The organism is Duganella sp. AC917, assembly GCF_979258245.1.
The window spans coordinates 1,511,559-1,538,535 of the sequence record NZ_OZ409848.1 but is presented as its reverse complement, the minus strand read 5'-3'; the positions used below and the strand labels follow the sequence as shown (position 1 = coordinate 1,538,535).

Here is a 26,977-nt window from a genome sequence, read left to right as displayed (position 1 = left end):
GCTGAAGAACGAATGTATGAATCTTGCTCCTCTTATACAACCTCATCCGATGTGTTTATCGTCAGCGCACTTATGCAAGATGAGTTTTTCGATGAGATGAACAAAATATCTATGGAATTATTGGCGGAGTTGGAAAAGAATCCTGCTCTACTGCTTTTGACGATAGATAAGGATTTTGACTATGAAATCGAGTTCGAGTATAAAGATATGGAAAAGTGGCAGATAAGCCTTGCAGACGGCGGCTCTGGCATTCCTAATCAATAACTATGACACTGAACACAGCAAGATGCCCCGGCGGCTTTGGCCAAAGCGGACATGGACTTAAAGCTGGAGATTGTTTAAGCTGGAGATCCCCGGCGGTGCGGCCGACGTAGCTGGGCTGGCAGTGCAACACGACCTTGGCCCCTATCGACACGGGTAAATCCATTAGCATGGCACCTCTAGAATTACTAGAACGCACTCTTTTTCGCAGAAAATCAATTTGTAGTAAATCGGGCAGCTTCTCCTTGGGGAAATATTGTGACATTTGCACTATATGGATTATTAAGCAATGAAGCGCCCGAGGTCTCAATTGAATCCCTTGGAAAGGATTTAAAAAACTATCTCAAAAATGAAAATTTTTTGTTGCATCGGGAGAAGTTGCCATTTGCAAAAACTGAGATATTAGTCCTGAAATGGGATAATTGGCTTGCTCGAGTTAGCTACGAGGAAGGTGATGCGGTTGAAGCCGATTCGTTAGAAATTCGGGAACGGACAAAATCTTTCAACTCATCAGATCTCTCCATCATTAATCGAAGGATCCGAATGGTTTTTGGCAATGATGACGAGCAGCACCATACCAATCAGATAATTTATTTAATGGATTTCCTACGAGAAATTAAAGGAATAGTAATCTACGATCCTGAGCAAAATAATTTCGTTGAGTGATCGCGCTGTCTGCAGTTCTCGACCGCTCGAAAAAATGGTTTTGCAGAGTAGGCTAGGACAGACGCTTCGGAAGCAAACCACATTGCAACTAATCGACAATTCAATATGGGATCAGAAAGTTATAAAGTTTGGCAAAAGTAAAGGTGGTTCAACAACTAGTTCGGTTCGAGCAGCGCGGCGACGTAGAAGTCTTACACTTGGTGTTGGCGGAAGTTTTTAGCACTCGTCGGATCGGCTTCCAATTTCAAAATCGTAGTTACCACTAATTTTACAAATTCTATAACCAATGGTTTAATACGCACGACAGCCTCCCACGTCACCTGAGCAAATAATGAAAACCGTTATTCTTATACCGTACGTCGGGACAGAGCGCCTGTCGTTTTTCACATCACAGATTGAATGTGAAAAGACATTTGGAGAGCCAATGCGCCGGACTAAGACTCGGAAAAATGAACTTAAATTTGTCTATGCCGAAGTCGAGCTGATTTTTCCTATGGACGGATCCAAAATATTGGAAATGTCGTTTCGCCCAAATATCAAGCTGATGCTCAATGATATTGATATATTTCATGATACGATGGCATTAAGCAAGCTGCGCAAGATCGATTCCCCACTGGAGTATGCCGGGATATTATTTTTCCCACTGTTTGGAATGTCGTCAACAGGGCTACACAATAAAGATGATCTGTCAGTTACAGCAGTAGCAAAGGGTAGGTTTGATAGAATCATTCACAACTTCCTTCCCTACATAGCATCAGGTCTCACTTAAGCGCGTCATCAGTGACGACTGAACCAAGCTCGAGATCACGAGCGAGTTGCTGGGCATCACCCTAACCAGCCATCGGTGGCCAACGCGATGACCAGACATGCTCCCCAACCTACGCCGCCTGTGCCTTTAAACGGTGCCGGGAGCAGGTCTGGAAAAACGTGTACCGACACCCGCAAATAGCCGCCTCGGACATTCGCCCTATCCCGGCGATCAACTTTCTCTTTGTATAATGCTTTTGCTCGGCCGCTTACCACGACGTGAAGAAAAGCCGGCTATCGAACACTCTAACGAGGCGAAACCTTATGCAAAATAAAGAAAACGACAAAGCATCGCTCGCCAAGGCCGCATCCGGCCAAAGCGCACCCGAACGGCCGCTCACCCGCCAGGACTACAAAACCCTCTCACTAGCCGCGCTGGGCGGCGCGCTAGAATTCTACGACTTCATCATCTTCGTCTTTTTCGCCACCTCGATCGGCGCGCTGTTCTTCCCACCGACGATGCCGGACTGGCTGCGGCTGTTCCAGACCTTCGGCATCTTCGCCGCCGGCTACGTGGTGCGCCCGCTGGGCGGCATGGTCATGGCCCACTTCGGCGACCTGCTGGGGCGCAAGAAGATGTTCAACCTGTCGATCCTGCTGATGGCGGTGCCGACCCTGCTGATCGGCCTGCTGCCGACCTACGCCACCATCGGCCTGGCCGCCCCGCTGCTGCTGCTGTTGCTGCGCGTATGCCAGGGCGCGGCGGTCGGCGGCGAAGTGCCCGGCGCGTGGGTCTTCGTGTCCGAACACGTGCCGGCGCGCCGCATCGGCTACGCCTGCGGCACACTGACCGCCGGCCTGACTTTCGGCATCCTGCTCGGCTCGCTGGTGGCGACCGGCATCAACAGCGTCTTCACGCCTCAGGAAGTGCTCGATTACGGCTGGCGCCTGCCGTTCGTGCTGGGCGGCGTGTTCGGCCTGGGCGCGATGTACCTGCGGCGCTGGCTACACGAAACGCCGGTCTTCCTCGAACTGCAGCAGCGCAAGGCGCTGGCCGCCGAGATGCCGCTCAAGGCGGTGCTGCGCCAGCACCGGCGCGCGGTCGCGCTGTCGATGCTGCTGACGTGGATGCTGTCGGCCGCGATCGTGGTGGTGATCCTGATGACGCCGGCGCTGCTGCAAAAAGTCTACGGCTTCGACGCCCGCACTTCGCTGGCCGCCAATACGGCCGCGACCTTGTGTCTGGCGTTCGGTTGCGTGATTTACGGCGTGCTGGCCGACCGTCTGGGTGCGCGCCGCATGCTCATCGTCGGCGCGGCGCTGCTGGCCATTTGCACCTGGGTGTTCTACACCACCCTCAAAACGCGCCCCGACCTGTTGTTGCCGCTGTACGCGCTGCTCGGGCTGAGCGTGGGCGTGGTCGGCGTCGTCCCAAGCGCGATGGTGAGGGCCTTCCCGGCGCCGGTGCGCTTTTCCGGCTTGTCGTTTTCTTATAATCTGGCATACGCCATCTTCGGCGGCTTGACGCCCATCATGGTGACCTTGATGCTCAAAACCCAGCCGCTGGCGCCGGCCTATTACGTCATGGCGCTATGCGGCGTGGGCGCGGTGACGGCGCTGTTCATCCGAGAGCGCCCGCTTAGCGCCTGAGACGCGCGGCGGTGGCCGCGAGGAAATGCTATCGTTCGGCTTTCGGGGATGTTTGTCCAAAACAACCCGCCACTGCCACCGGAAAAGTTCGCCCATGCCGCAACACCAGTCATCGTCCCATCCAGCCCACGACATCGCCTTTGCCGCCGGCGGCGGCGACATGGGGGCGCTGTTGCGGACGTTCGACTGGGCGGCAACCCCGCTCGGTTCGCTCGAGACCTGGCCGCCGGCGCTGCGCACGACGGTCAGCATCATGCTCGGCTCGAGCCATCCCATGTACATCGCCTGGGGACCGGGCCTGCATTTCCTGTTCAACGACGCCTACCGGCCTATCCTCGGCGGCATTGGCGGTCAACCCGAGCACATCCTCGGCAAACCGTTCAACGAAGTGTGGAGCGACATCTGGCACGTGGTCGGTCCCATGTTGAACGGCGCCATGGCCGGCGCCTGCACCTACGCCGAGGACCAGCCGTTCCTGCTGCACCGCCACGGCTACCCGGAGCGCATGTACGCGACGTTTTCAGTCAGCCCGGTGCGCGACGAGACCGGCGCGGTCGCCGGCGTTTTTTGCGTCTGCTCGGAAACGACCGGCAAAAAGCGCGTCGAGGAGCGCCTGCGCCTGCTCGACACCATCGGCAAGGCCACCAGTATCGCCGCCGACGCCAAAACCATCATGGCCGAGGCTACCCGCCTGCTGGGTCAGCACCTCGGTGTCACGCGCGTCGCTTATGCAGACCTGGAGCCGGACAACGACCGCTTCACGATCCGCCACGACTGGACCGCCGATGGCGCATTCAGCACCGTCGGCGTCTATTCGCTCGACCTGTTCGGCAGCCGCGCCACCGGCAACCTGCGCGTGGGAAAAACCCTGCAGATCAACGACGTCGACACCGAGGTGGCCGCCGGCGACGGCTACGAGATGTTCAACCAGATCGGCATCAAGGCCATCATCTGCTGCCCGCTGGTCAAGGGCGGCAAGCTGGTGGCGATGATGGCGGTGCATCAGGCACACCGTCGCGTGTGGTCGCCCGACGAGGTGGCGCTGGTGGAGGACGTGGTGGAACGCTGCTGGGCGCATATCGAGCGGGTCCGTTCGACCGAGGCGCTGCGCGAGTCCGACCGCCACAAGTCCGAGTTCCTGGCCACGCTCGCGCACGAGCTGCGCAACCCGCTGGCGCCAATACGCAACGGTCTGGAACTGATGAAGCTGGCTGGAGGCGACCCGGCCGCCATGGCGAACGTGCGCGCGATGATGGAACGCCAGGTGTCGCACATGGTGCATCTGATTAACGACCTGCTCGATATCGCACGCGTCTCCAGCGGCAAACTGTTTCTAAAAAAGGAACGTGCCGAGCTCAAGACGCTGGTGGCATTGGCGGTCGAGACCAGCCAGCCGCTGCTGGACGCGGCCGGCCATAAGCTGACGCTCGCCCTGCCGGACGCGCCCGCCATCGTCGAGGTCGACGTGGTCCGGCTCAGCCAGGTGTTGAGCAACCTGTTGTCGAACGCGGCCAAGTATACGCCGCCTGGCGGACACATCGCCATCTCGGCGCGGGTGGCCGCCGGCGAGTTGTTGATCGAGGTGTCCGACAACGGCATCGGCATCCCGGCCGAATCGATCGCTGGCGTGTTCGAGATGTTCACCCAGGTAGGGCGCAACATCGCCCATGCCAAAGGCGGGCTGGGGATCGGGTTGTCGCTGGTGCGCAAGTTGCTGGAACTGCATGACGGAACCGTCACGGCGGCCAGTCCCGGTGTCGGCCTGGGCAGCACGTTTTCGATAAGGCTTCCGCTGGCGGCCGTCGATGGAGCGCAGCAGTCAACCACCCTGGCGCCGCATACCGGCGACCAGACCACCCCGGCAGGTGCCCTGCGCGTGCTGGTCGCCGACGACAACCGCGACGCCGCCGATACCCTGTGCGATCTGCTGGAAGCGGGCGGTCACGTCACCCGCGTTGCCTACGATGGCGCCGGCGCGTTGGCGATCGCCGAAGCGTTCCGGCCGGACGTCGCGTTGCTCGATATCGGCATGCCCGGCATGGACGGCTACGACACGGCGCGCGCCATGCGCACGCTTCCGGGCCTGGAAAACGTCACGCTGGCCGCGCTGACCGGCTGGGGCGCCGCCGAGGACCGCGCCCGGTCGCGCGCCGCCGGCTTCGACCACCATTTGCTCAAGCCGGTGGTGCTTGCCGAGCTGCACGCCATGCTGCGCCAGGCCGCAGCCTGACGCGGCGCGCGCGCGTCACAACGGTATCGTCAAGGTCAACGAACCGTAAGGCTCGCGTTTGGAGCTCGACGTGATCAGTGGACTGGCGCTTTGCAGCGAGAACGACACCGACGCGCTTTTGAATCCGTACGCGATGCCGACCAGCCCCACGGTCTGGTTGTGGCGCAATTCGGCGACGTTGTTTTCCGGGTAGTGATTTTTGCCGATGCCCGCGTGCGTAAACATCCTGTCTCCGATCAGACCGGCATACACAAACCAGCCATTGCCCAGGAAGACCGGATCGCCGCCCCGAATTTCCTGATGGATGGCGCTGGGGAAGTTGCGCTGTAGTCCGGTGCCGTAGCGCAGCAGAACGCTCGCGCCGACCGACGATTGCAGGTTACCCGCCGTGGCGCCACCGGAGACGATCATGTCGGCGCGCGGCCGGCCGTCGTCCTCCGCCGCCGAAGCCAGGCGCCATGCCCGGTAGCGCTCGACGCCGAGCAGCAAGCGCGTTGGACCTTGCGAATCCCAGCCTTCCGGGCGATCCGAGCCGATCAGGCGGTGGATCAGCGTTTGCGAACGGCGACCGCCGGCAGCGGGACCCAGCACACCGAGGCGCAGGCCGAGCATGTCCGCCACGTTGCCGTCGACCGACACCTGCCCAGCGCCCAACCATAGGGCGCCGACATAGGGAGCGTCTAGCGGATCGGGATCCTTGCGGGTGATGTCCTGCGGCGTCACCAGAATCTGGCTGAGCGAAAACCGTGTCAATGTTGCCGGGCCCACGCCAAGCCACGGCGCCACCGTGCCGAGTACCGGCAGCGGCGCGATGGACGCCTCGCCGGGCGCTACGCTGCGCAGGTGCGACAGCGTGATACCGCTGGTGTAGCCGCCGCCATCGCTGCCGACAAATACATCGTTTTGCACCATCATGGACAAGCGGGTTTCCTCGGCTTTCGCAGGGATCGACGCAAAAAACAGACAGAGGAAAAGTGTGGAAAACTGAAATGGAGTAATGGGTATTTTCATTTGGTCAAATGACACAGTAACAAGCAAACCCATAGTAATCTAAAACGCGGGATGCCGGATTCCGTGCCATTCGTGCGCGCCCTCTGCCGCAAAAATCCGGGGGCCGCCGGGCGCAAAGCCCGGCGGATTTGCGTTTACTTCGCCGGGGCCGGCGGGGTCAACGCCTGCAACGCCGCCGTCACGTACACCAGCGGCGCGTTCCAGTTGATGGCGATTTCATTGCTGGCGTAGGAGCAACCGTCGTCCAGCCAGGGTTTGGCCGGCACCGCCGAAGGATAAGACGCGCGGCAATCGGCCTTGTCCTGCTGGCCAGGCTGCGGCCCGCCGACCAGGAAGCCGGGCACCGGCGCGACGACGCCATCGGCCACCGACGGCCGGTGGTGCGGGTGTTGCGCCGACCTGGCACCGAAACCGGTGACGAACGAGGTGCCGACCGCGTTGCGACCGAGCACGTAATCCAGGCCGGACTGGGCCGCCTGCAAATACGCCGCTTTACCGTTCAGCCGGTAGCCTTGCAACAACATCATCGACTGGTTCAACACCACGCTGTTGCTGCCCCAGATAAAGTCGCCGCTTTGCATGGTGATGCCGTAGGCCGAGCCTTGCCACACCTTCGCCAGGCTGTCTGCCAGGCGGTCGATGCTGGCGGCGATCAACGCCTGGTCGGCCGCCGGAGTAAGCTGCTTGCGGTGGCGCGCCAGCGACATCCAGGCCAGCCCGCCCACATCGCTCCACGACGGAATGGTCGCCTTGAGCGCCGGCGCCCGCATCGCCTTGTAGTAGGCATCGTCGCCCGTGCTGATATACAGTTCCGCCGCCGCCCATGCAAACTCGTCGGTCAAGTTGGTGTCCCCGTACTCGCCGGTGCGAATGTCTTTGGGCTGGCGATAATAGACGGCCGGATGGCTTTGCGCCCACTGCCACGCTGCCTTGGAAGCCGCCAGCGCGCGCGCCGAGATCCCGTTCAGCTTGCCGTCATACGGCTGCAGCACACGGCTCGCGGTGGCCATGACGGCGGCGAAGTCGAGCGCGGCGGCGGTGCTCTTTTGCACCACATAGCGCTGTTGCCTGGCCTGGTCGGGCATCACCATGCCGTCGAACACCTTGTCGGTCAGCTTGTGGTAGACGCCGCCATCTGCCGGGTCCTGCATGGTGAACATCCAGTCCAGGTTCCACAACACCTCGTTGAGGATGTCGGGGATGCCGTTGCCGCTCTCCGGGATGTCGAGGTTCTGCGCCTTGTAGAAGCCGGGGAAATCCTCGTACGATGCCAGCAAGGTATAAGTGGTGATGCCCGAGTTGACGATATATTTGTTGTAGTCGCCGGCGTCGTACCAGCCCTTGGGACTGGAGATCACGGTGCCGGCCGGCCGCGCGGCGCTGGCCGCCGACTCGTGAACCATAACGTTGGTGTCCGGATGCCCGGCCTTTCTGGCGAAGATGCCGGCATGCTTTTCCGGCAATGCGATGCCGGCCCGGTTGAGGTAGTAGGCCTTGATCGCCGCCGCGTTGAGCGCCTGGTAGGCGTCGGCGCCGACCGTGAACGGCGCCGAGTCCGGCAGACCGGCCACCCGCAGCTGGTAACGCCCCGGCGCCGCCAGCTCGCTGAAGTTGGCCAGTCGGACGGTCTCGGCCGCCGGCGCGTAGGCTGCAGCCGCGCCCAGCGTGCCGCGCATCACGACCGTGTCGCTGCCCGCCTTGACGATGGTGAAGGCGGCGGCGTCCACGTTGGGGACCACCGCCACCTTGGCCGATCCCGGAAGATAGCCGACCTGGTCGACCTTGATGTCGCGGTCGGTGGCAAGCGCTGCAGGGGCGGCATCGGCCGGTCCCATCGCGCTCAATAACGCCAGCGATGCGGCGAGTGCCAGGATTTTTAGTGCGCCACGGGGGCGGTTTGCTGCTGATCTCAACGAGTGCTCCTCTATATTATGAAAACGTTTTCACAATATAGTCTCGCGCTTTGGATGAAAAGTCAACGCGAGTGCTCACCCGTTTCCATGTCCACCGGCGCCGGCTGCCAACCGCCGCCGAGCGCCTTGAACGCCGCCACCGCCGCGCGGGCGGATTCGGTTTGCGCCTGCGCCCGCATGTCGGTGGCGCGCAGCAGGTTCTCGTCGGCTTGCAGCACCTCGATCAGGCTGACGACGCCTTTCTGGTATGCCGCGAACGACGCGCTCCGGGCCCGCTCAAGCGACTCAACGCCCTGTGCCAGCACGCCGGCCTGATCTTCCCGCTTGACCAGCGCCGACAAGGCGTTTTCCACCTCCTCGGCGGCGCGCAGCACGGCAAGGCGATAGGCAGCCAGCGACTCCGCCTCCTGCCCTTTGGCCAGATCGATCTGCGCATTGATCCGACCGAAGTCGAACAAGCGCCAGCGCAAGCCCAGCACACCCGACGCCTGGCTGGCGCCGCCGGAGAACAGATTGCCGCCGGATACTGAGGTCGCACTGCCGATCAAACCGCTAAACGAAAGCTTGGGGTAGAACTCGGCGATGGCCACGCCGATGCGCGCGTTCGACGCGGCCAGGCGCCTCTCGGCCACGATCAGATCAGGACGCCGACGCAACAGGTCACCCGGCGATCCCGTGGCTTCGATGCGCGGCGGCGCCGGTATCGTTTGCCGCTTCGTCCCCTGCTCCGCCGTCCCGGCGCCGGAATCGGCCAGCTCCTCCCGGTGGGTCCCGGGCGCCGTGCCGAGCATCACGTCCAGCGCGTTCATGGAGGTATCGAGTGCCGCCTCCAGCACCGGCAACGAGGCGCGTACTTCCGCCAAGGCGCCTTCGACTTGCCGGACCTGCAATTCGGCCGCCAGCCCCTTGCCGTAAAGCAGATTGAGCGTCGACAAAAGCTCTTGTTGCGTTTTCACCTGCCCGCGCGCGATGTCGAGGCGGGTTTGCAGGCCTCGGATGCCGATATAGATGTCGGCGGTCTGCGCAGCCACGGCCAGCCGGGTCGCGATCGCGCCGGCCTCCGAGGCGTGATAGTCGGCCAGCGCCGCTTGGCGCCCGCGCCGCAGGCCGCCGAACACATCCAGCTCCCAGCCCACGCCCAGATTGGCCTCGTAAGAATTGCCGTAACGATCGAAATCCGGCTGTGAATTCAGGATTCGCCCGAGCGGAGTTTCCACCGACTGATAGGCGCGTGCGCCTTGGGCGCTGACGGAACCGGACGGCAGCAGCGCGGCGTCGGCGGCGCCGACACCCGCCCGGGCCTGGGCCACCCGGGCCGATGCCTGGGCCAAGTCGAGGTTCTGCGCCAGCGCCAGCGTGACGTAGCGCGTCAGCTGCGCATCGCCGAAGCCGTCCCACCAGGCGATCAGGTCGGCGCTGGCGGTGGCCTGGCGCTGCTCGACGGCGGCTTGCCCGAGGTAACGCTCCGGCAGAGGTGTGGCGGGCCGGCTGTAATCCGGTCCGACGGCGCAACCCGCCACACCAGCGGCGGCAAGTATCAGGATAGAGCGTTTGAGCAGCATGGGAATTTCCACGGAAAGTGACGATTTAGTGACTATATCACCTAATCGTCACTCGTTGTACAATCTTCAAACACCGAATAAGACCAACCTCATGACCAAACCAAGCACTCCCTCCTCCTCAGCGCGCGGCCCCGCCGATCACGACGTGCGCGACCAGATCCTCGTCGCCGCGACTGAACATTTCCGTCTGTACGGCTACGAAAAAACCGCCGTCTCCGACCTGGCCAAAGCCATCGGTTTTTCCAAGGCGTATATCTATAAGTTCTTCGAGTCCAAGCAGGCCATCGGCGAGCAGATCTGCGGCAACTGCCTGCGCGAGATTGAAAGCGACATCCGGACCGCCGTCGACGGCACCGACCGCCCGCCCGAGAAGTTGCGCCGTCTGTTCAAGACCGCCGTCGAATCGAGCCTGCGCCTGTGTTTCGAGGATCGCAAGCTGTACGACATCGCGGCCTCCGCCGCGACCGAGCAGTGGCCGACCGTGCGCGCGTACGAGGAACGCATCGGTCTCTTGCTGCAAGACGTGCTGCGCCAGGGTCGCGAGAGCGAGGATTTCGAGCGCAAAACGCCGCTCGACGAGGCTGCGGCGGCCATTTATCTGGTGATGCGTCCGTATCTGAACCCGGTGCTCCTGCAGCACAGCCTGGAACACACGGCCGAGGCGCCCACCCTCCTCTCCAGCCTGGTGCTGCGCAGTCTTTCCCCGTAACACTCCAATGATTGAATGTGACCATTGACAAATATGGTCACTCGTTACAAAATGAGATCCTGTTCAGTTCTCTACGGGATTCCCATGCTTGGCCATCGCTTTGCTCTCTCCACCATCTTCGCCGCCTTGCCGTTGGCACTTGCCGCCTGCGGCGACAAGACGCCGCCCGATCCGCGCAGCGCCGCGCCGCTGGTGCGCACCGCCACCGTCGAAGCGACGGCTGGCGCCGCCCCGCGCAGCTTCACCGGCATCGTCGCCGCACGCGTACAAAGCGATCTGGGCTTCCGGGTTTCCGGCAAGGTGCTGGAGCGGCTGGTCGACGCCGGCCAGAGCGTCAAGCGCGGACAAACATTGATGCGGATCGACCCCGTCGACCTGAAGCTGGCCGCCAGCGCCCAGCTGGAGGCGGTCGCCGCCGCCCGCGCCCGCGCCCGCCAGGCTACCGACGAGGAAGCGCGCTACCGCGATTTGCGCGGCACCGGCGCGATCTCGGCGTCGGCCTACGATCAGGTCAAGGCGGCGGCGGACGCCGCAAAGGCCCAGCTCAACGCGGCCGAATCGCAGGCCGAAGTGGCCCGTAACGCCAGCCGCTACGGCGAGCTGGTGGCGGACGCCGACGGCGTCGTCATGGAAACGCTGGTCGAGCCGGGCCAGGTCGTCGCCGCCGGACAGGTTGTCGTACGTCTGGCGCGCGCCGGCCAGCGCGAGGCCGTCATCCAGCTGCCGGAAACCCTGCGCCCGGCGCTGGGCTCGACCGGCCTGGCCACGCTGTACGGGAAGGAAGGCGCCGCCGTTCCCGCCAGGCTGCGGCAGCTCTCCAACGCCGCCGACCGCCAGACCCGCACTTTCGAAGCGCGCTATGTGCTCGACGGCGAGCTGTCCGACGCGCCGCTGGGCACGACCGTCGCGATCCAGATCCCGGACGGCCACGCGGCCACGCAAGCGGGTTGGTCGGTGCCGATCGGCGCCCTGTTCGATCAGGGCAAGGGACCGGGCGTCTGGGTGATCCAGGGCACGCCGGCCAAGGTGGGCTGGCGGCCGGTAACGGTGCAGCGCGTCGGCGACGACAGCGTGCGCGTCGCCGGCCAGCTCAAGCAAGGTGACAGGGTGGTCGCGCTGGGCGCGCACATGCTGCGTGAAGGCCAGGCGGTGCGCCTGGACGGCCAGCCCGCAACAGCCGCAACGGCTACCACCGTTGCCGCCGCCTCGCCAACAACGGCAGCGGGAGCCCGGCCATGAGCGAAGGTCGTTTCAACCTGTCGGCGCTTGCCGTGCGCGAGCGCTCCGTCACCCTGTTCCTGATCTGCCTGATCACTTTGGCGGGCGTCGTGTCCTTCTTCAAACTCGGGCGGGCGGAAGACCCCGCCTTCACGGTCAAGGTGATGACCGTCATCACCGCGTGGCCCGGCGCCACCGCGCGCGAAATGCAGGACCAGGTCGCCGAAAAGCTGGAAAAGCGGCTGCAAGAGCTGCGCTGGTACGAGCGCGCCGAAACCTATACCCGCCCCGGCCTGGCCTTCACCACCTTGACACTGCTCGACAGCACGCCGCCGTCCGAGGTGCAGGAGCAGTTCTATCAGGCCCGCAAAAAGGTCGGCGACGAGGTGGGCAATCTGCCGTCCGGCGTGATCGGACCGATGGTCAACGACGAGTACGCGGACGTCACCTTCGCCCTGTTCGCGCTCAAGGCCAAGGGCGAGCCGCAGCGCTTGCTGGTGCGCGACGCCGAGACGCTGCGCCAGCGGCTGCTGCACGTGCCCGGCGTGAAAAAGGTCAATATCGTCGGCGAGCAGCCCGAACGTATCTTTGTCGAGTTCTCGCACGACCGTCTGGCGACCCTGGGCATCAGCCCCCAGGAGGTGTTTGCAGCGCTCAACGCCCAGAACGTACTGACGCCGGCCGGCTCGGTGGAAACCAAGGGGCCGTCGGTGTTCCTGCGCCTCGACGGCGCCTTCGACGAATTGCAAAAAATCCGCGACACGCCGGTCGTGGCCCAGGGCCGCACGCTGAAATTGTCGGACATCGCCACCGTCAAGCGCGGCTACGAGGACCCGGCCACGTTCATGATACGCAACGGCGGCGAGCCGGCACTGCTGCTGGGCATCATCATGCGCGACGGTTGGAACGGCCTCGACCTCGGTCAGGCGCTCGACAAGGAAGTCGGCGCCATCAACACCGACATGCCGCTGGGTATGGCGCTGACCAAGGTCACCGACCAGGCCGTCAATATCAGCTCGGCGGTCGATGAATTCATGGTCAAGTTCTTCGTCGCGCTGCTGGTGGTGATGGTGGTGTGCTTCGTCAGCATGGGCTGGCGCGTGGGCATCGTCGTCGCGGCGGCCGTGCCGCTGACCCTGGCGGTGGTGTTCATCGTCATGGCCGCGACCGGCAAGAACTTCGACCGCATCACGCTCGGCTCGCTGATCCTCGGGCTGGGCCTGCTGGTGGACGACGCCATCATCGCCATCGAAATGATGGTGGTCAAGATGGAGGAAGGCTACAGCCGCGTCGCCGCCTCGGCCTACGCGTGGAGCCACACCGCCGCGCCGATGCTGTCGGGCACCCTGGTGACGGCGGTCGGCTTCATGCCCAACGGCTTCGCCCGCTCCACGGCCGGCGAATACACCAGCAATATGTTCTGGATCGTCGGCATCGCGCTGATCGCCTCGTGGGTCGTGGCCGTGGTGTTCACGCCCTATCTCGGCGTCAAGCTGCTGCCGGAACTCAAACAGGTCGAAGGCGGCCATGAGGCGCTGTACGACACGCCCCGCTACAACCGCTTCCGCCGTGTGCTGGCGCGCGTGATCGCCCGCAAGTGGCTGGTCGCCGGCGCCGTCGTCGGCCTGTTCGCGCTGTCCGTGGCGGGCATGGCCGTGGTGAAAAAGCAGTTCTTCCCGGTCTCCGACCGGCCCGAAGTACTGGTCGAGGTGCAAATGCCGTATGGCACGTCCATCGCGCAGACCAGCGCCAGCGCCGCCAAGGTCGAGGCCTGGCTGGCCAAACAGCCGGAGGCGAAAATCGTCACCGCCTACATCGGCCAGGGCGCGCCGCGCTTCTTCCTGGCGATGGGCCCGGAACTGCCGGACCCGTCGTTTGCCAAGATCGTCATCCGCACCGACAGCCAGGAACAGCGCGAGGCGCTTAAACGCCGCCTGCGCGAGGTGGTCGCCGGCGGCATCGCCCCCGAGGCGCGGGTGCGCATCACCCAGCTGGTCTTCGGTCCCTACTCGCCGTTCCCTGTCGCCTACCGCGTCAGCGGACCGGACCCGGAAAAACTGCGCGGCATCGCCGCCGAGGTGCAGCAGGTGATGAACGCCAGCCCGATGATGCGCACCGTGAACAACGACTGGGGCACCCGCGCGCCGACTCTGCACTTCACGTTGCAGCAGGACCGCTTGCAAGCGGTGGGCCTGAGTTCGAGCGCGGTGGCGCAGCAACTGCAATTCCTGCTGAGCGGTGTGCCGCTGACGGCCGTGCGCGAAGACATCCGCACCGTGCAAGTGATGGCGCGTTCGGCCGGCGAGCTGCGGCTCGACCCGGCCCGCATCGCCGACTTCACGCTGACCGGCGCCAACGGCCAGCGCATTCCGCTGTCGCAAGTGGGCACGGTGGACGTGCGCGCCGAGGAGCCGGTCATGCGCCGGCGCGACCGCGTGCCGACCATCACGGTGCGCGGCGACATCGCCGAGGGCCTGCAGCCGCCCGACGTGTCGGCCGCCATGACCGCACAGCTGCAACCGCTCAAGGACCGGCTGCCGGCCGGCTACCGCATCGACGAGGCCGGCTCCATCGAGGAGTCGGGCAAGGCGATGCAAGCGATGCTGCCGCTGTTCCCCATCATGCTGGCGGCCACCTTGCTGATCCTGATCTTCCAGGTGCGCTCGATCTCGGCGATGGTCATGGTTTTCCTGACCAGCCCGCTCGGCCTGATCGGCGTGGTGCCGACCTTGCTCGTGTTCGCGCAGCCGTTCGGCATCAACGCGCTGGTCGGGCTGATCGCGCTGTCGGGCATCCTGATGCGCAACACCTTGATCCTGATCGGACAGATCCACCACAACGAGGCAGCGGGACTGGCGCCGTTCGAGGCGGTGGTCGAGGCCACCGTGCAGCGCGCCCGGCCGGTGGTGCTGACCGCGCTGGCGGCGATCCTGGCCTTCATTCCGCTAACGCATTCGGTGTTCTGGGGCACGCTGGCCTACACGCTGATTGGCGGCACCTTCGCCGGCACCGTGCTGACGCTGGTGTTCCTGCCGGCGATGTATTCGATCTGGTTCAAGATCCGGCCCGGGCCGGCTCCCACCGCCGCTCACGGGCACGGCGCCACGCCAGGCGGCGCTCCCAACGTCTCGACCGTCACGACGGCCGGCGCGCTTGGTAAGCTGAGCGGTACGGCAAGGAAGGAAAACCAGGCCTGATACGCAACCCTGGCGCATTGTCCGGTGGTTGCGGGATCGCAGATGCGCGCCCGCACCAGGCGGATGCAGCTCGGGCCGTAGGGATTCTGCATGCAGTTGATTCGGTTGTTGGCCGGGCACGCCGGCAGCAATGCGGTCGGTATTTCGGTGATGGCTGCCGCGCCGGTGCCGGCCAGCGCCAAATAGTCGATGCGAACGTGGTTGTCCGTGACCGGCGCACCGAGCGACAGCGCCCCGGCGGAATCGCGGAAGATGGCCCGCCGCCGCACAAGGGCCATGGCGGCCGGGTCGCTGAAGTCGGCGTTCGCCGCCGCCGCCGCCGCCCGCTGCGTGACCACTTGCAGCGTATTGAACATGTAGAGCATACGCGCCACTTCGACCACGCCGCAGACGATGGCCAGAAACAAGGTGATCACAATGGCGAACTCGGCTGTCACGGCGCCGGCACGGCGACGGGGATGCAAAAGTTTTGGTGGCATGGCGTCATCTCCCCAGGTAGGGGTGGGTAACATCGGCAACCAATCGCAGGTTTAGTTGCGTATAGCTGGCGAAGAAGATATCTTCCATGAACAAGGTGATATTGACCCGCACCACCGCCGGCGTGGCGAAGCCCACGCACGCCGTGCCATCGCAGGTGATCACAAGCGCGTAGGGGAAGGAACCCGGCGCCAGCTCGGCCAGTTCCTGCGCCACGATCGCCTCCGCAACAGCTGTCACCGCCGCCCCCCGTGTCGGGTTGCCCATCTCGCTGACGGGCGCCTTCGACAAATAGCGCGCGGCGTCCTGCGCCGCGTACTGGAGCGCGGTGTAGTGCCAGAAGACCCGGCCCAGATACAGGGGAAACGCCAACAGCAGCACCAGCACCGGCAGGACGATGGCCAGTTCGACGGCGGCGATGCCGCGCTGGCGCCGGACGCCGCCCTGGTCGGCGCGCCTCATGGATAGAGCTCCACCGCACCGCCCAACGATTGCTCGGCCACCAATCCGCCGAACTCGGCGTAGACGCTGGTGGCGGTGGCCGGCACCGTCATCAGAAACTTGCCGATGCCAAGCACCGTGGCCGTCGACAGCGCGCCGGCGGGCACCGGACAGGACAGCAGCGCGACGTTCAACACGCGGCGGCCCGCCACGCCCCTGCGCGCCAGCGGCGGCGCCTGGAGGTTGACGCCGCTCGCGTTCTTGTAGGGGGTCGAGCTGCCGCCCGGGTACGACGCGGCGGCCGTCGGCGCCGACGGCCCGTACAGCGAACTCCAGGCGGAGGTGACGAACGGCGTATAGCCTGCGGCGGGCTCGGACGCCCCCGCGACATACGAGCTGTATTGCACCGCCCTGGCGTAGGCCCACAGCGGGCCGTACATCGGGCCGGTGGTGCCGGCTGGCTGCGGCAGCGGATCGGCAACGGTCCACAACTTGCCGCTGGCGGTGCTCGCTTGCGCAACCTGGCCCGCAGGCGCCACGCTCATCCAGGGCGTGCCGCTGGCGGCGGCCCCGAACGTGTACTGCCGGATATTGGTGTCGGGGGGCGCGGTGGCATAGGTGCATAGCCCGCCCAGGTAGAGGTCGAAGCGCGAATTGAGCTGGTTGAACAGCGACGCCAGCGGGAACGGACGGCCGACCCTGAGGGTGCCGCCGGTCACGCGCGGCATCGCCAGTTGCCCGGCACAGACATAGGGACCGACCGTGGCCGGCGCGACGTTGGCCGCCGCGCCGGCCACGCCGGGCGGCGAAAACGGGTCGATGACGAAGTTCTCGGCGGCCGTGCCGTTGGGATTAAGTTGCATCAGGTTGTAGGCGACGCCGCGCCGGAAGCCGTACTGCACCAGTTCGACGTTGGCGGGCGGTCCCGCATTGGCGCGCGGGGCCGCCTCGCTGTTGGACAGCGCGCACACCGCCAGCGGCACGACGTCGATCGTCGAGCGCCCCGCCACCGCCGTCAAGGAAACGTCCATCGCCGAGAACGACCCGGACAGCACGCGCATGAAAAACAGCTCGACATGCCCCATTGCAGCGTCCAGATTGCCGGTGACCGCGCGCGCGTAGGTCAGGCCATTGGGAGCACTGCGGGCCGTGCTGGCGTCGACCCAGCCGCCGTTGGGCGACGCGCTGAACGACAGCGCCTGATCGCCCCAAGCAATGGCGTGCTGATTGTATTGATACTTGAGCGCATTCATTGCCACCAGCGCCTGGGCCGTGGCATTGTTGACGCCGGCCAGCGTGCCGTTAAGCTGGCGCGCCGCCGTCAGCGCCGCCACATTGGCCACCGCCTGCAACTCCGCGCGGCGGTTGTACACCCGTCCGAGATCGAGCCCGATGCCGACAAATCCCACCAGGCAGGCGAGCATCAGCCCGAAGACGATGGCGATGGCGCCTTGCTGCCGTTTCCTGAGGTTGCTGCCCTGCTCCATACATTTGCCTCCGGCCGTGATCCATGGTGGAGAGACTATTGTAGCGAGGCAATTAAACCGGGAAGTTGACGAGCAACAAGAAAACGCGACACTGATTTACCGGGTTGGTTAGCGGCTTACTCCCACGCCCGCGCCGCCGAGCGATGGATGGTCCATGTGAAGCCGGCGCCGACTGACAGCCCGCTGTTGCGCAGGAACAGCGGGCTGTCGCGGTTGCTCGCGTGGCTGTAATTGTCGTAGCGGGTGAAACCGAACACGCGCCAATCCGGCGACAGCCGGCGCGACAGGCTCAGCCCGAGCCTGGTCATCATGAGCCCGCCCGAGGCGTGGTAGACCGGTCGGGTCGCCGTCGCGTACTGCGGCTCGACCTCATAAAAATACCGATGCAGGCGCGCGCTGCCGAATACCGCGCCGACATTGGCGTCGGCCTGCCACTTGCCAGTGGCGTCGCCGGCCTCGGCCACCAGGCGCGGCTCGAACACCAGCCCCTGGCGACGGAACCCGCTTTTGAGCTCGACGGGCACCCGCAGCGGCAGCTCCAGGCGCACGCGGCTGGTTGCCGTGGGCTCGGCCAGCAACACCTTCAGGCGCGGGCCGAATTCGAGCAGCGAACGCAAATCCGGCATGCCGGCGCGCACGGCGACATCGTCCGAGCGCGCCGGCAGCGACAGCGCGAAACCGACGTCCAACTCGACGCGTTCGGTATTAATCAGGCGCGCGCCCACGCCGGAACGGTCGGCGCGCAGCACCTTGCCACGGTAGATCAGCATGGGCAGCACCAGCGCGCGGGTGGAGCGGTCTTCGGAGCCGGGATAGGCTGGCGTTGACGCGGCGCCGCCGAACAGGCCGACCTCCCACAATGGCAAATCGGGATCCGGCATCGGCGCCAGCTGCTGGGCGCCGGCCGGCGCGGCCAGCGCCAGCAGCATCAACGGCGCCAGCGCGCTACTTGCCCGAACGCGGAGCGTCATGGTTGTACTCCGAGAGGGTTGCGATACATGGGACTTCCTTCGACGTTATGCGGTGATGTAAAAACGAACACGATACCATGCCCATCCCCGTACCGGCACGGCCAGCCCTCCGGCAATATCCGGTAAGATCACGCACCGCCCCCAGCAGGTTCATCCGAATGAGCGTTTTATTGCAAGAGCATCTGTATTTAGTGGATTGGCCCATCGACAGCGCGACGGCGGTCCCCGTCACGTGTATCCGCTTCCAGCCGGCGCCTATCGACGCCGGGAGCTTCCGTTCGGCCGGTATCGACTATCCCGCCCACATCGCCGCCGCCTTGCCCAAGCGGCAGAAGGAGTTCTTTTACGGCCGATTGTGCGCGCGATCGGCGATGGCGCCGCTGCGTCGGGATCCCCCCCAAATCGGCACCGGCCCGATGCGTGAACCGCTCTGGCCGGCAGGTCTGATCGGCAGCATCACGCACGCGGCCGACATGGCGGCGGCCGTGGTGCTGCCCGTCTCCCTGGGCTATCACGGCGTGGGCATCGATATCGAGACCATCCTTGGCGGCCAGGGCGCGCAGGAAGTGCGCGCCATCGTCGCCAACGAGGGCGAACTGCGCTATCTGGCCGGGTTTGACGACACGCTAGGCGCCAACGTCCCCTTGACACTGCTTTTTTCCGCCAAGGAGAGCTTCTTCAAAGCCGTGCATGGCGAGGTACGGCGCTACTTCAACTTCGACGCGATCGAACTCGAGCACATCGATCTGTCCACGCAGCGCATGCGCTTTCGCGTGTGCGAAGACCTCACGCCGCGCTTGCGGCCCGGCATGCGCTGCGATATCCGCTTCAAAATCCTCGACGTTACCCACATCGCCACCCTGTGCCTTTGGCGCCGCGAAACCGGACATGCTTAGCCACCAGGGCCGGGCGCCTGCCAACGTGCCGGCGGATTCAGTCCGGATACTTTACAATCGCACACCATATTGCGGCCTCGTCGATACTGCGCCGCAGATAAAGCATTCAACATTTTCGCAAGGAACCCCATGAGCGCCACTGACCAACCCCACTACACCGCCGAAGAAAAACGCAAGCGGGTATTCGCCATCATCAGCGCCTCGTCCGGCAATCTGGTCGAATGGTTCGACTTTTATGTCTACTCGTTCGCCTCGATCTACTTCGCCAGCCAGTTCTTCCCCAGCGGCAACTCAACCGCCGAGTTCCTGAAGGCGGCTGCGGTCTTCGCGGTGGGCTTCCTGATGCGCCCGATCGGCGGCTGGATGTTCGGCCGCATCGCCGACCGCGTCGGCCGCAAGAAGTCGATGGTCATTTCCGTGCTGATGATGTGTGGCGGCTCGCTGGCGATCGCGGTGCTGCCGACCTACGCCACCATCGGCGTGGCCGCGCCGATCCTGCTGCTGATCATCCGCATGTTCCAGGGCCTGTCGGTGGGCGGCGAGTACGGCACCACCGCCACCTACATGAGCGAAGTGGCGCTGCGCGGGCAGCGCGGCTTCTTCTCGTCGTTCCAATATGTGACCCTGATCGGCGGCCAGTTGCTGGCGGTGCTCACGGTGGTGGTGCTGGAGCAGTTCCTCAACGACGCCGAACTGAAGGCCTGGGGCTGGCGCATCCCGTTCGTGATCGGCGCCATCGCCGCCGTGGTCTCGCTGATGCTGCGCCGCACCCTGCACGAGACCATCAAGCCGGAGGACAGCAAGAACAAGGACGCCGGCACGCTGGCGGGCATCTTCAAGAACCACCGCGCCGCCTTCATCACCGTGCTCGGCTACACCGCCGGCGGTTCGCTGATCTTCTACACCTTCACCACCTACATGCAAAAGTACCTGGTCAACACCTCCGGCATGCCGGCCAAGACGGCCAGCGTGGTGATGACCGGCGCGCTATTCCTGTACATGTGCATGCAACCGCTGTTCGGCACGCTGGCCGACCGCATCGGCCGGCGCCATTCGATGATGCTATTCGGCGCGCTGGGCGCGCTGGCGACCTACCCGATCCTGGCCATCCTGCGCGGCAACACCAGCCCGTACATCGCCTTTGCCCTGATCACGGTGGCGCTGGCGATCATCAGCCTGTACACCTCCATCGGCGGCCTGGTCAAGGCCGAAATGTTCCCGCCGGAAGTGCGCGCGCTGGGTGTCGGATTCTCCTACGCCATCGCCAACGCCATCTTCGGCGGTTCGGCCGAGTTCGTCGGTCTCAGTTTCAAGAACCTCGGCCACGAGAACTGGTTCTTCATCTACGTCACCGTCATGATGGTGGTCGCCTTCCTGTTCAGCATGCGCCTGCCGAAAACGCCGTCGTATCTGCATACGGATCACTGAAGCCCGGACATGTCGGCCGGCATGGCCGGCATGGCCGGCAATTACGGTAGGATGTCACAAACCGCGCAGCCCGCGCGTCTAGCAGGCAAGACCACCTCTTTTGCCGACACCATGACCGACGCCGCCGCCTTCACCACCCTCAGACCCCGCCTGTTCGCCATCGCCTACCGCATGCTTGGCGTGCGGGCCGACGCCGAGGACGTGGTGCAGGACGCCTGGCTGCGCTGGCACGGCAGCGACCAGCAAGCGGTGCGATCGGCCGAGGCCTGGATCGTCACCCTCACCACCCGCCTGGCCATCGACCGGCTGCGCGCGCGCCAGGCCGAGCGCGACACCTATGTCGGCTGGTGGCTGCCCGAGCCGGTCGTCGAGCTCGACGAGCGCACGCCCGAAAGCAGCGCCGAGATGGCCAGCGAGGTCTCCATGGCTTTTTTATGGGTGCTCGAGCGCCTCTCGCCCGAGGAGCGCGCCGCCTTCCTGATGCGGCAAGTATTCGATCACGACTACGCCGACATCGCCGACATGCTGGGCAAGAGCGAAGCAGCCTGCCGCCAGATGGTGCACCGCGCCCAGGAGCGCCTGCGCCAGCAACTCCCGCGCTTCGACGTGCCCAGGGACACCCACCGCGCGCTGCTGGGACGCTTCATGGCCGCCGCCCAGGCCGGCGACCGCGCGGCCATGAAGACCATGCTGGCCGACGACGTGCAACTGGTGTCCGACGGCGGCGGCAAGATTAAATCGTTCCTGCGCATCCTGCGCGGCGCCGGCCGCGTGGCGGGCGTGTTCTGGTCGCTGGAACATCAGTATCCGCGTCATGTCGCCTACCGTCAGGCCAGGGTCAACGGCGAGCCCGGATTGCTGCGCTATGTCGAGGGCAAGCTGGAATCGGCACAGTCGTTTGTGATCGAGGACGGCCGCATCGTGACAGTTATGGTGGTGCGCAACCCGGACAAGCTGGCGGCAATACCGCACACTATTTTCTAAAAGCTGTCACAGCCGCCAGGCGCGGCCCGTCTAACAGGGTATGAGCGGCGCAGTGGTGCGCCCTCCTTCTTCTGAAAGGCATCATCATGACGCAAACCGCCCGCATTTCCTCGTTTTACTCGGTCGCCCCGGCCAATCTGCACGCCATGATCGCGCTGTCGGCGTCGGTCAAGAAAAGCTCGCTCGGCGTGCGCCTGGTCGAACTGGTCAACCTGCGCGTGTCGCAAATTAACGGCTGCGGCGTGTGCGTCGATATGCACTGGCGCGACCTGATCAAACAAGGTGCCGACCCGCGCCACCTGAACGCGATCGCCGGCTGGCGCGAGGCGCCCGCGACGTTCTTCAGCGACAGCGAACGCGCCGCCCTCAACTGGGCCGAGGCCGTCAACGCGCTGCCGCATAAACAGCCCGGCGATGCCGATTTCGGGCTGCTCAAGGAGCATTTCAACGACACCGCGATTGCCGAGCTGAGCTATGCGATCGCGGTCATTCGTGGTTGGAACGTGATCAACGCCAGTTTGCATAATCAAATCCCCGAGGTTCCGGCGCCCGGATTCTAGGCTCCGTCGCGTCCGTCTGTCGGGGTGCGGGCTACCCTCGGCGGCGCACTGTTGCAACAGCGCACAGGAACGTTTTCAAATTGTTAAAGAAGCGCGATTTTTTGCGTAACAAGGAGTAACATACTTTCTACATATCAATATTCGAGCTTTTATCGTGAACCAATCTGATCGCCGTGCACCGTTTTCAATCGGCGTTGCGCTGTTTCTTGCCTTTGCCCCGCAGCAGAGCCAGGCGCAGGCCACCGACATCTCCCCATCCGACGAACTGAGCACCCTTCCGCTGGAGAGCCTGATGGAGGTCACCATGGTGACCTCCGCCTCCCGCTTCGCCCAGCGCGTCAGCGAGGCGCCGTCGGCGGTCTCGGTGCTGACGTCGCAGGACGTCCGCGAGCACGGCTGGCGCACCCTGGGGGCCGCCCTGGCCACCCTGCCCGGCCTGTACGTCTCCAGCGACCGCAACTACGACTACCTCGGCGCACGCGGCTTTCTGCGGCCGGGCGACTACGACAGCCGCTTCCTGCTGCTGATCGACGGCGTGCGCGTCAACGACAGCGTGTACGACCAGGCCTCCATCGGCGGCGACAGCCTGGTCGACATGGACCTGGTCGAGCGCATCGAATACGTGCCAGGTCCCGGCGCCGCCGTCTATGGCTCGAACGCGCTGTTCGGCGTCATCAATGTCATCACCAAGACCGGCAGCGCCATGGCCGGCCCCCAGGGCACGCTGTCGACCGGCAGCAAGGGCGAGCGGCGCGGACGCGCCAGCTACGGCTATCACGCCCAGGACGGCACCGACGTGCTGGTGTCGGTCAACGCATCCACGCGGCGCGGCGGCGCGCTGTACGCCGCCGAATTCGATACCCCGGAGCAGAACAACGGCGTGGCCGAAGGACTGGACTACCAGCGCACGCGGGGCGCCTTCTTCAAGGCCAGCCGCGACGGCTGGGGCTTCAGCGCCGGCCATATCACCCGCGTCAAGGGCGTGCCGACGGCCTCCTTCGGCGCCGTGTTCAATACGCCCAACTACACGCGCGACGCGCAAAGCTTCGCCAGCGCCTCCTTCAACGCCGCGCCCACCGACACGCTCGCCGTATCGACGCGGCTCGACTGGGGCCGCGCCGATTACCTCGGCGTGGGCAGCTACCCCAACGACCAGGGCGTCGCGCGCGTCAATGTCGACGGCGACCACGCCGCCTGGTACGGCCTGAACGCCAACGCCACGTACACCGGGCTGCGCGGACACAAACTGGTCACAGGCCTGGACTTCCAGCGCAATGCCCGGCGCGACCAGTTCAACTTCGACCCCGATCCGTACCAACAGCTGCTGGACGACCGCCGCGCCGACAATCGCCTGGGCGCCTACGTCGAAGACGAGATGCGCCTGACGCAAACGGTGATCGTCAACGCCGGCCTGCGCTTCGACCGCGACAGCATCACCGGCACCCGTTTCAACCCGCGCACGGCGCTGATCTGGCAAGGCACCGCGGCGGACACGCTGAAACTGATTTACGGCACCGCCTACCGCTCGCCCAACGCCTACGAGTCGTACTACGCAGTCGGCGTGGGCGAAGGTGGCCAGGCGGCCAACCCGAACCTGCGCGCGGAGGAGATTTCCACCTACGAAATGGTGTGGGAGCGCCGTCCGGACGCCTACAGCAAATTGTCGCTGTCGACGTTCCACTACCGCATCTCCGGCCTGATCACCCAAACCTTGCGCGAGGACGGCCTGCTGGTGTTCGACAACACCGAGCGCGCCTCGGCAAACGGCATCGAGCTGGCCGGCGAGCGCCTGTACGCGGGCGGCACCCGGCTGCGCGCCAACTACGCCTGGCAACATGTGCGCGACGGCGGCGGCGCCCGGCTGGTCAATTCACCGCGCCACCTGGCCAAGCTCAACGCCACCTGGCCGCTGCCGGGGACCGACGACACGGCCAGGCTCGGCGTCGAGGGCCAGTGCATGTCGGGCCGCCTGACCGCGAAGGCCGCCACCGCCGGCTATTGCACCTGGAATCTGACCCTGGTGCCGACGCGCCGGGGTCCGGGCGAACTCGATTGGTCGATCAGCTTCTACAACGCCGCCAATCGCGCCTATGCGGACCCGGCCGGCCCGGCCTTCGTGCAGGAATCGGTCAGCCGCGAGGGGCGCACCGTCACCGCCAAGATCGGTTATGCATTCTGAACCGCACGCCATGAAACTGCTGCTGTTGTGGTGCACGGCGCTGTCGCTGCTGGTGCTGGCGCGGGCCGGATGGGCGCAGTCCGACGACGCCGCGCTCAAGGCGGCATACGTCTACAACATCGCCCAGTTCACCACCTGGCCCGGCGCCGAAACGACACGCCCGTTGACAGTGTGCCTGAGTAGCGCGCATGCGCTGTGGGACAGCCTGCGCAAGCTGCAGGGCAAGCCGGTCGGCGAGCGCAAGCTGAACGTGCTCGAACCGGGACCGGGAACACAGTGCGACGTCGCCGTGCTGCGCGCCGGCGCCAGCCGCCCGGCCGCCGTCGGCGGTACCCTCGCCATTGTCGACGAGCCTAAAAATGGCTACGCCGGCGCCGTCGCGCTGGTCGAGGAGGACCAGCACCTGCGCTTCGACATCGATAACGCGGAAGCGGCGCGCGCCGGCCTGCGGTTCAGTTCCCGCCTGCTGCGGCTGGCAAGGAACGTCCGATGAAGCGCGAAATGAAGCACCAGCGCGCCCTCGCCCCGGCGCCGATCTCCAGCGCGCTCGGCACCGGCCAGATCATCGCGGCCGCCGCCGCGCTGGTGGTCGCCGGCGCCGTGCTGATCGCCTATCAACTGCTCGACATGCGCCAGTCGCTGATCGAAGGCGCCCGGGTGCAGGCGGCGATCGTGGCCGACAGCGTGACCGCGCCGCTGATGTTCGGCGACCGCGACGCCGCCCGCGATGCGTTGCGCGCGTTCCGTTACGCGCCCGGCCTGCGCGCCGTCGGCGTCTACGACAGCGACGGCAGGTTGTTTGCCGAGTTTTCCTATCCCGACAGCCGCCTGCCGGCGCGACAACCGCCTGACGACGCCGAACCGGACGGCATGATCACCGTGACCGACACCGTGCGCCACCGCGATGCGACGCTGGGCCGCACGGTGCTGCACACCAGCACCGCCAAGCTGCGCGCGGTGCTGCTGCGCTACCTGGGCCTGCTGGCGGTGGCTTCGCTGCTGGCCATGCTGGTGGTGGCGGTGCTGAGCCGCAAGACCCGGGCCCGCGTGGCCGCCGCCGAGCGCAAACTCGACTACATGGCGCACACCGACCACGTCACGCGCCTGCCCAACCGCCACGCCACCTACGCCCGCCTTGGCGCCGACCTCGAGCGCGCGCACGCGGCCGGGCAGCAACTGGCGCTGCTGCTGGTCGACCTCGACAACTTCAAGCTGGTCAACGACACCGCCGGCCACGCCATCGGCGACGAACTGCTGCAGCATGTGGCCGAGGCGCTGACCGGCGCCGTGCGCGCGGGCGACCTGGTGGGACGCATCGGCGGCGACGAGTTCGCCATCATCGCCGGCCCTGTACCCGACCGCGCCGCCGCGCTGGCGCTGGCCGCCGGCGTGACGCGGGCGCTGCAATCGCCGTTCCAGCTCAAGGTCGGCGAGTTCTTCGCCACCGCCAGCGTGGGTTTCTGCCTGTATCCGGACGACGCGGGCACGATGGACGAGTTGATGAGCAGCGCCGACACCGCGCTGTACCACGCCAAGCACGGCGGGCGCAACCGGCTCGCCGAGTTCGTGCCGGCCATGACCGCCGCCACCCAGCGCCGCGCCGCGCTCGAACGCGAACTGCGCCGCGCTATCGAGCAGGACCGGCTCAGCGTGCACTACCAGCCGCAATTCGGCTGCGCCGACGGCGCGCTGGTCGGGGTCGAGGCGCTGCTGCGCTGGAACCATCCGGACCACGGCGCCGTGTCGCCGGCCGAATTCATTCCCATCGCCGAGGACAGCGGCTTGATCGTTCCGCTGGGACGGTGGGTGCTGCGACGCGCGTGCGAGCAGGTCGCCGCTTGGCAGCGCGCCGGCGCGCCGGCGTTGTCGTTGGCGGTCAACATGTCGGCCCGCCAGCTGCGCGAGCCGTGCTTCATCGACGATGTGACGCGCGCCCTGTCCGGCAGCGGCCTGGCGCCGGAACGGCTCGAACTGGAGCTGACCGAGAGCGTGCTGATGGAGGACGTCGACGGCGCCATCGGCTTCATGCAGGCGGTGCGCGCGCTGGGCGTGCGGCTGGCGATTGACGATTTCGGCACCGGCTACTCGTCGCTGGCGTACTTGCAGTGCTTCCCGATCAACCAGCTCAAGGTCGACCGCAGTTTCGTGCAAGTGCTGCCCAAACGTGGTGAAACCATCGTCCACGCCATCCTGGCGCTGGCGCGCGGCTTCGGCTTGTCGGTCGTGGCCGAAGGCGTCGAGGAGCAGGCGCAGCTGGACTGGCTGCGCGAGGCGGGCTGCGACATCGTCCAAGGTTTCCTGCTTGGCAAACCGATGCCGCCGGAGGAATTAGCCGAGCGCTATTTCCGCAGCCCAGATCCGGCGCCAAGCGGCCGCTAGCCGCCGCGCGA

General features: G+C 65.1%; 22 protein-coding genes. 15 read left to right on the top strand and 7 right to left on the bottom strand.

Annotation, left to right across the window (positions count from 1 at the left end):
- The first annotated feature begins 12 nt into the window (after nt 1–12).
- From ACZ0BA_RS06840 to ACZ0BA_RS06820, 5 genes are all read left to right on the top strand, one after another.
- On the top strand, nt 13–264 hold the full coding sequence (locus tag ACZ0BA_RS06840; RefSeq protein WP_463450572.1) for a hypothetical protein: 252 nt from the start codon (nt 13–15) through the stop codon (nt 262–264).
- Between the two features lie 255 nt (nt 265–519).
- Nucleotides 520–927: a hypothetical protein gene (locus ACZ0BA_RS06835; RefSeq protein ID WP_463450571.1), complete on the top strand. Its 408-nt coding sequence runs from the start codon at nt 520–522 to the stop codon at nt 925–927.
- Between the two features lie 331 nt (nt 928–1,258).
- Complete coding sequence (locus tag ACZ0BA_RS06830; RefSeq protein WP_463450570.1) at nt 1,259–1,696, top strand: hypothetical protein; 438 nt, start codon at nt 1,259–1,261, stop codon at nt 1,694–1,696.
- A gap of 302 nt (nt 1,697–1,998) precedes the next feature.
- Nucleotides 1,999–3,324 carry an MFS transporter gene (locus ACZ0BA_RS06825; protein ID WP_463450569.1) on the top strand — a complete coding sequence of 442 codons (1,326 nt, stop codon included), beginning with the start codon at nt 1,999–2,001 and terminating at the stop codon, nt 3,322–3,324.
- Between the two features lie 94 nt (nt 3,325–3,418).
- Entirely contained in the window at nt 3,419–5,554 is a 2,136-nt protein-coding gene (locus tag ACZ0BA_RS06820; protein ID WP_463450568.1) for an ATP-binding protein, read from the top strand.
- A gap of 15 nt (nt 5,555–5,569) precedes the next feature.
- Here the strand turns inward: ACZ0BA_RS06820 and ACZ0BA_RS06815 are convergent, their stop codons facing one another.
- The 3 genes from ACZ0BA_RS06815 to ACZ0BA_RS06805 all read right to left on the bottom strand — a co-directional run bounded on the left by ACZ0BA_RS06815 (nt 5,570) and on the right by ACZ0BA_RS06805 (nt 10,040).
- Nucleotides 5,570–6,565, bottom strand: coding sequence for a lipid A deacylase LpxR family protein (locus ACZ0BA_RS06815; RefSeq protein ID WP_463450567.1), 996 nt, complete (start codon nt 6,563–6,565; stop codon nt 5,570–5,572).
- 134 nt (nt 6,566–6,699) lie between these two features.
- On the bottom strand, nt 6,700–8,478 hold the full coding sequence (locus ACZ0BA_RS06810) for a glycoside hydrolase family 9 protein (RefSeq protein ID WP_463450566.1): 1,779 nt from the start codon (nt 8,476–8,478) through the stop codon (nt 6,700–6,702).
- A gap of 62 nt (nt 8,479–8,540) precedes the next feature.
- Nucleotides 8,541–10,040 carry an efflux transporter outer membrane subunit gene (locus ACZ0BA_RS06805; protein ID WP_463454717.1) on the bottom strand — a complete coding sequence of 500 codons (1,500 nt, stop codon included), beginning with the start codon at nt 10,038–10,040 and terminating at the stop codon, nt 8,541–8,543.
- Nucleotides 10,041–10,131: 91 nt separating this feature from the next.
- On the opposite strand from ACZ0BA_RS06805, the gene ACZ0BA_RS06800 reads away from it, so the two are divergent.
- The 3 genes from ACZ0BA_RS06800 (at nt 10,132) to ACZ0BA_RS06790 (ending at nt 15,164) form a co-directional block, all read left to right on the top strand.
- Complete coding sequence (locus ACZ0BA_RS06800; protein WP_463450565.1) at nt 10,132–10,749, top strand: TetR/AcrR family transcriptional regulator; 618 nt, start codon at nt 10,132–10,134, stop codon at nt 10,747–10,749.
- 84 nt (nt 10,750–10,833) lie between these two features.
- The gene (locus tag ACZ0BA_RS06795) at nt 10,834–11,988 is read left to right on the top strand and encodes an efflux RND transporter periplasmic adaptor subunit (RefSeq protein ID WP_463450564.1); all 1,155 of its coding nucleotides are present in this window, start codon (nt 10,834–10,836) and stop codon (nt 11,986–11,988) included.
- Complete coding sequence (locus tag ACZ0BA_RS06790; RefSeq protein ID WP_463450563.1) at nt 11,985–15,164, top strand: efflux RND transporter permease subunit; 3,180 nt, start codon at nt 11,985–11,987, stop codon at nt 15,162–15,164. The genes ACZ0BA_RS06795 and ACZ0BA_RS06790 overlap by 4 nt, the downstream gene beginning before the upstream one ends.
- Here the strand turns inward: ACZ0BA_RS06790 and ACZ0BA_RS06785 are convergent.
- The 4 genes from ACZ0BA_RS06785 to ACZ0BA_RS06770 all read right to left on the bottom strand — a co-directional run bounded on the left by ACZ0BA_RS06785 (nt 15,056) and on the right by ACZ0BA_RS06770 (nt 18,540).
- Nucleotides 15,056–15,643 carry a TadE/TadG family type IV pilus assembly protein gene (locus tag ACZ0BA_RS06785; protein ID WP_463450562.1) on the bottom strand — a complete coding sequence of 196 codons (588 nt, stop codon included), beginning with the start codon at nt 15,641–15,643 and terminating at the stop codon, nt 15,056–15,058. The two genes, ACZ0BA_RS06790 and ACZ0BA_RS06785, sit on opposite strands and share 109 nt — an antisense overlap.
- A gap of 4 nt (nt 15,644–15,647) precedes the next feature.
- Entirely contained in the window at nt 15,648–16,103 is a 456-nt protein-coding gene (locus ACZ0BA_RS06780; protein ID WP_463450561.1) for a TadE/TadG family type IV pilus assembly protein, read from the bottom strand.
- Nucleotides 16,100–17,569 (bottom strand): pilus assembly protein TadG-related protein, encoded by a 1,470-nt coding sequence (locus ACZ0BA_RS06775; protein WP_463450560.1) that lies wholly within the window; start codon nt 17,567–17,569, stop codon nt 16,100–16,102. Before ACZ0BA_RS06775 ends, ACZ0BA_RS06780 begins: the two co-directional genes overlap by 4 nt.
- A 116-nt stretch (nt 17,570–17,685) precedes the next feature.
- Complete coding sequence (locus ACZ0BA_RS06770; RefSeq protein ID WP_463450559.1) at nt 17,686–18,540, bottom strand: MipA/OmpV family protein; 855 nt, start codon at nt 18,538–18,540, stop codon at nt 17,686–17,688.
- A 158-nt stretch (nt 18,541–18,698) separates the two neighbouring features.
- Between ACZ0BA_RS06770 and ACZ0BA_RS06765 the strand changes: the two genes are divergently transcribed.
- The 7 genes from ACZ0BA_RS06765 (at nt 18,699) to ACZ0BA_RS06735 (ending at nt 26,966) form a co-directional block, all read left to right on the top strand.
- Complete coding sequence (locus ACZ0BA_RS06765; RefSeq protein WP_463450558.1) at nt 18,699–19,436, top strand: 4'-phosphopantetheinyl transferase family protein; 738 nt, start codon at nt 18,699–18,701, stop codon at nt 19,434–19,436.
- A 129-nt stretch (nt 19,437–19,565) separates the two neighbouring features.
- Nucleotides 19,566–20,864 carry an MFS family transporter gene (locus ACZ0BA_RS06760; RefSeq protein WP_463450557.1) on the top strand — a complete coding sequence of 433 codons (1,299 nt, stop codon included), beginning with the start codon at nt 19,566–19,568 and terminating at the stop codon, nt 20,862–20,864.
- A 111-nt stretch (nt 20,865–20,975) separates the two neighbouring features.
- Nucleotides 20,976–21,848 (top strand): RNA polymerase sigma-70 factor, encoded by an 873-nt coding sequence (locus tag ACZ0BA_RS06755; protein WP_463454716.1) that lies wholly within the window; start codon nt 20,976–20,978, stop codon nt 21,846–21,848.
- A gap of 86 nt (nt 21,849–21,934) precedes the next feature.
- Complete coding sequence (locus tag ACZ0BA_RS06750) at nt 21,935–22,408, top strand: carboxymuconolactone decarboxylase family protein (protein WP_463450556.1); 474 nt, start codon at nt 21,935–21,937, stop codon at nt 22,406–22,408.
- A 154-nt stretch (nt 22,409–22,562) separates the two neighbouring features.
- Nucleotides 22,563–24,587, top strand: coding sequence for a TonB-dependent receptor plug domain-containing protein (locus ACZ0BA_RS06745; RefSeq protein WP_463450555.1), 2,025 nt, complete (start codon nt 22,563–22,565; stop codon nt 24,585–24,587).
- A complete protein-coding gene (locus ACZ0BA_RS06740) occupies nt 24,577–25,080 on the top strand; it encodes a YfiR family protein (RefSeq protein WP_463450554.1) in 504 nt (167 codons plus the stop codon). The genes ACZ0BA_RS06745 and ACZ0BA_RS06740 overlap by 11 nt, the downstream gene beginning before the upstream one ends.
- Nucleotides 25,077–26,966, top strand: a complete 1,890-nt coding sequence (locus ACZ0BA_RS06735; RefSeq protein ID WP_463450553.1) for a putative bifunctional diguanylate cyclase/phosphodiesterase — start codon at nt 25,077–25,079, stop codon at nt 26,964–26,966. Before ACZ0BA_RS06740 ends, ACZ0BA_RS06735 begins: the two co-directional genes overlap by 4 nt.
- The last annotated feature ends 11 nt before the right edge of the window (nt 26,967–26,977 follow it).

Coding starts and splice junctions, on each gene's coding strand:
- ACZ0BA_RS06840 (WP_463450572.1), top strand. CDS start 13: ATGTATGAATCTTGCTCCTCTTATACAACCTCATCCGATGTGTTTATC.
- ACZ0BA_RS06830 (WP_463450570.1), top strand. CDS start 1,259: ATGAAAACCGTTATTCTTATACCGTACGTCGGGACAGAGCGCCTGTCG.
- ACZ0BA_RS06825 (WP_463450569.1), top strand. CDS start 1,999: ATGCAAAATAAAGAAAACGACAAAGCATCGCTCGCCAAGGCCGCATCC.
- ACZ0BA_RS06820 (WP_463450568.1), top strand. CDS start 3,419: ATGCCGCAACACCAGTCATCGTCCCATCCAGCCCACGACATCGCCTTT.
- ACZ0BA_RS06815 (WP_463450567.1), bottom strand. CDS start 6,565: ATGAAAATACCCATTACTCCATTTCAGTTTTCCACACTTTTCCTCTGT.
- ACZ0BA_RS06805 (WP_463454717.1), bottom strand. CDS start 10,040: ATGCTGCTCAAACGCTCTATCCTGATACTTGCCGCCGCTGGTGTGGCG.
- ACZ0BA_RS06800 (WP_463450565.1), top strand. CDS start 10,132: ATGACCAAACCAAGCACTCCCTCCTCCTCAGCGCGCGGCCCCGCCGAT.
- ACZ0BA_RS06795 (WP_463450564.1), top strand. CDS start 10,834: ATGCTTGGCCATCGCTTTGCTCTCTCCACCATCTTCGCCGCCTTGCCG.
- ACZ0BA_RS06790 (WP_463450563.1), top strand. CDS start 11,985: ATGAGCGAAGGTCGTTTCAACCTGTCGGCGCTTGCCGTGCGCGAGCGC.
- ACZ0BA_RS06785 (WP_463450562.1), bottom strand. CDS start 15,643: ATGCCACCAAAACTTTTGCATCCCCGTCGCCGTGCCGGCGCCGTGACA.
- ACZ0BA_RS06780 (WP_463450561.1), bottom strand. CDS start 16,103: ATGAGGCGCGCCGACCAGGGCGGCGTCCGGCGCCAGCGCGGCATCGCC.
- ACZ0BA_RS06775 (WP_463450560.1), bottom strand. CDS start 17,569: ATGGAGCAGGGCAGCAACCTCAGGAAACGGCAGCAAGGCGCCATCGCC.
- ACZ0BA_RS06770 (WP_463450559.1), bottom strand. CDS start 18,540: ATGACGCTCCGCGTTCGGGCAAGTAGCGCGCTGGCGCCGTTGATGCTG.
- ACZ0BA_RS06765 (WP_463450558.1), top strand. CDS start 18,699: ATGAGCGTTTTATTGCAAGAGCATCTGTATTTAGTGGATTGGCCCATC.
- ACZ0BA_RS06760 (WP_463450557.1), top strand. CDS start 19,566: ATGAGCGCCACTGACCAACCCCACTACACCGCCGAAGAAAAACGCAAG.
- ACZ0BA_RS06755 (WP_463454716.1), top strand. CDS start 20,976: ATGACCGACGCCGCCGCCTTCACCACCCTCAGACCCCGCCTGTTCGCC.
- ACZ0BA_RS06750 (WP_463450556.1), top strand. CDS start 21,935: ATGACGCAAACCGCCCGCATTTCCTCGTTTTACTCGGTCGCCCCGGCC.
- ACZ0BA_RS06740 (WP_463450554.1), top strand. CDS start 24,577: ATGCATTCTGAACCGCACGCCATGAAACTGCTGCTGTTGTGGTGCACG.
- ACZ0BA_RS06735 (WP_463450553.1), top strand. CDS start 25,077: ATGAAGCGCGAAATGAAGCACCAGCGCGCCCTCGCCCCGGCGCCGATC.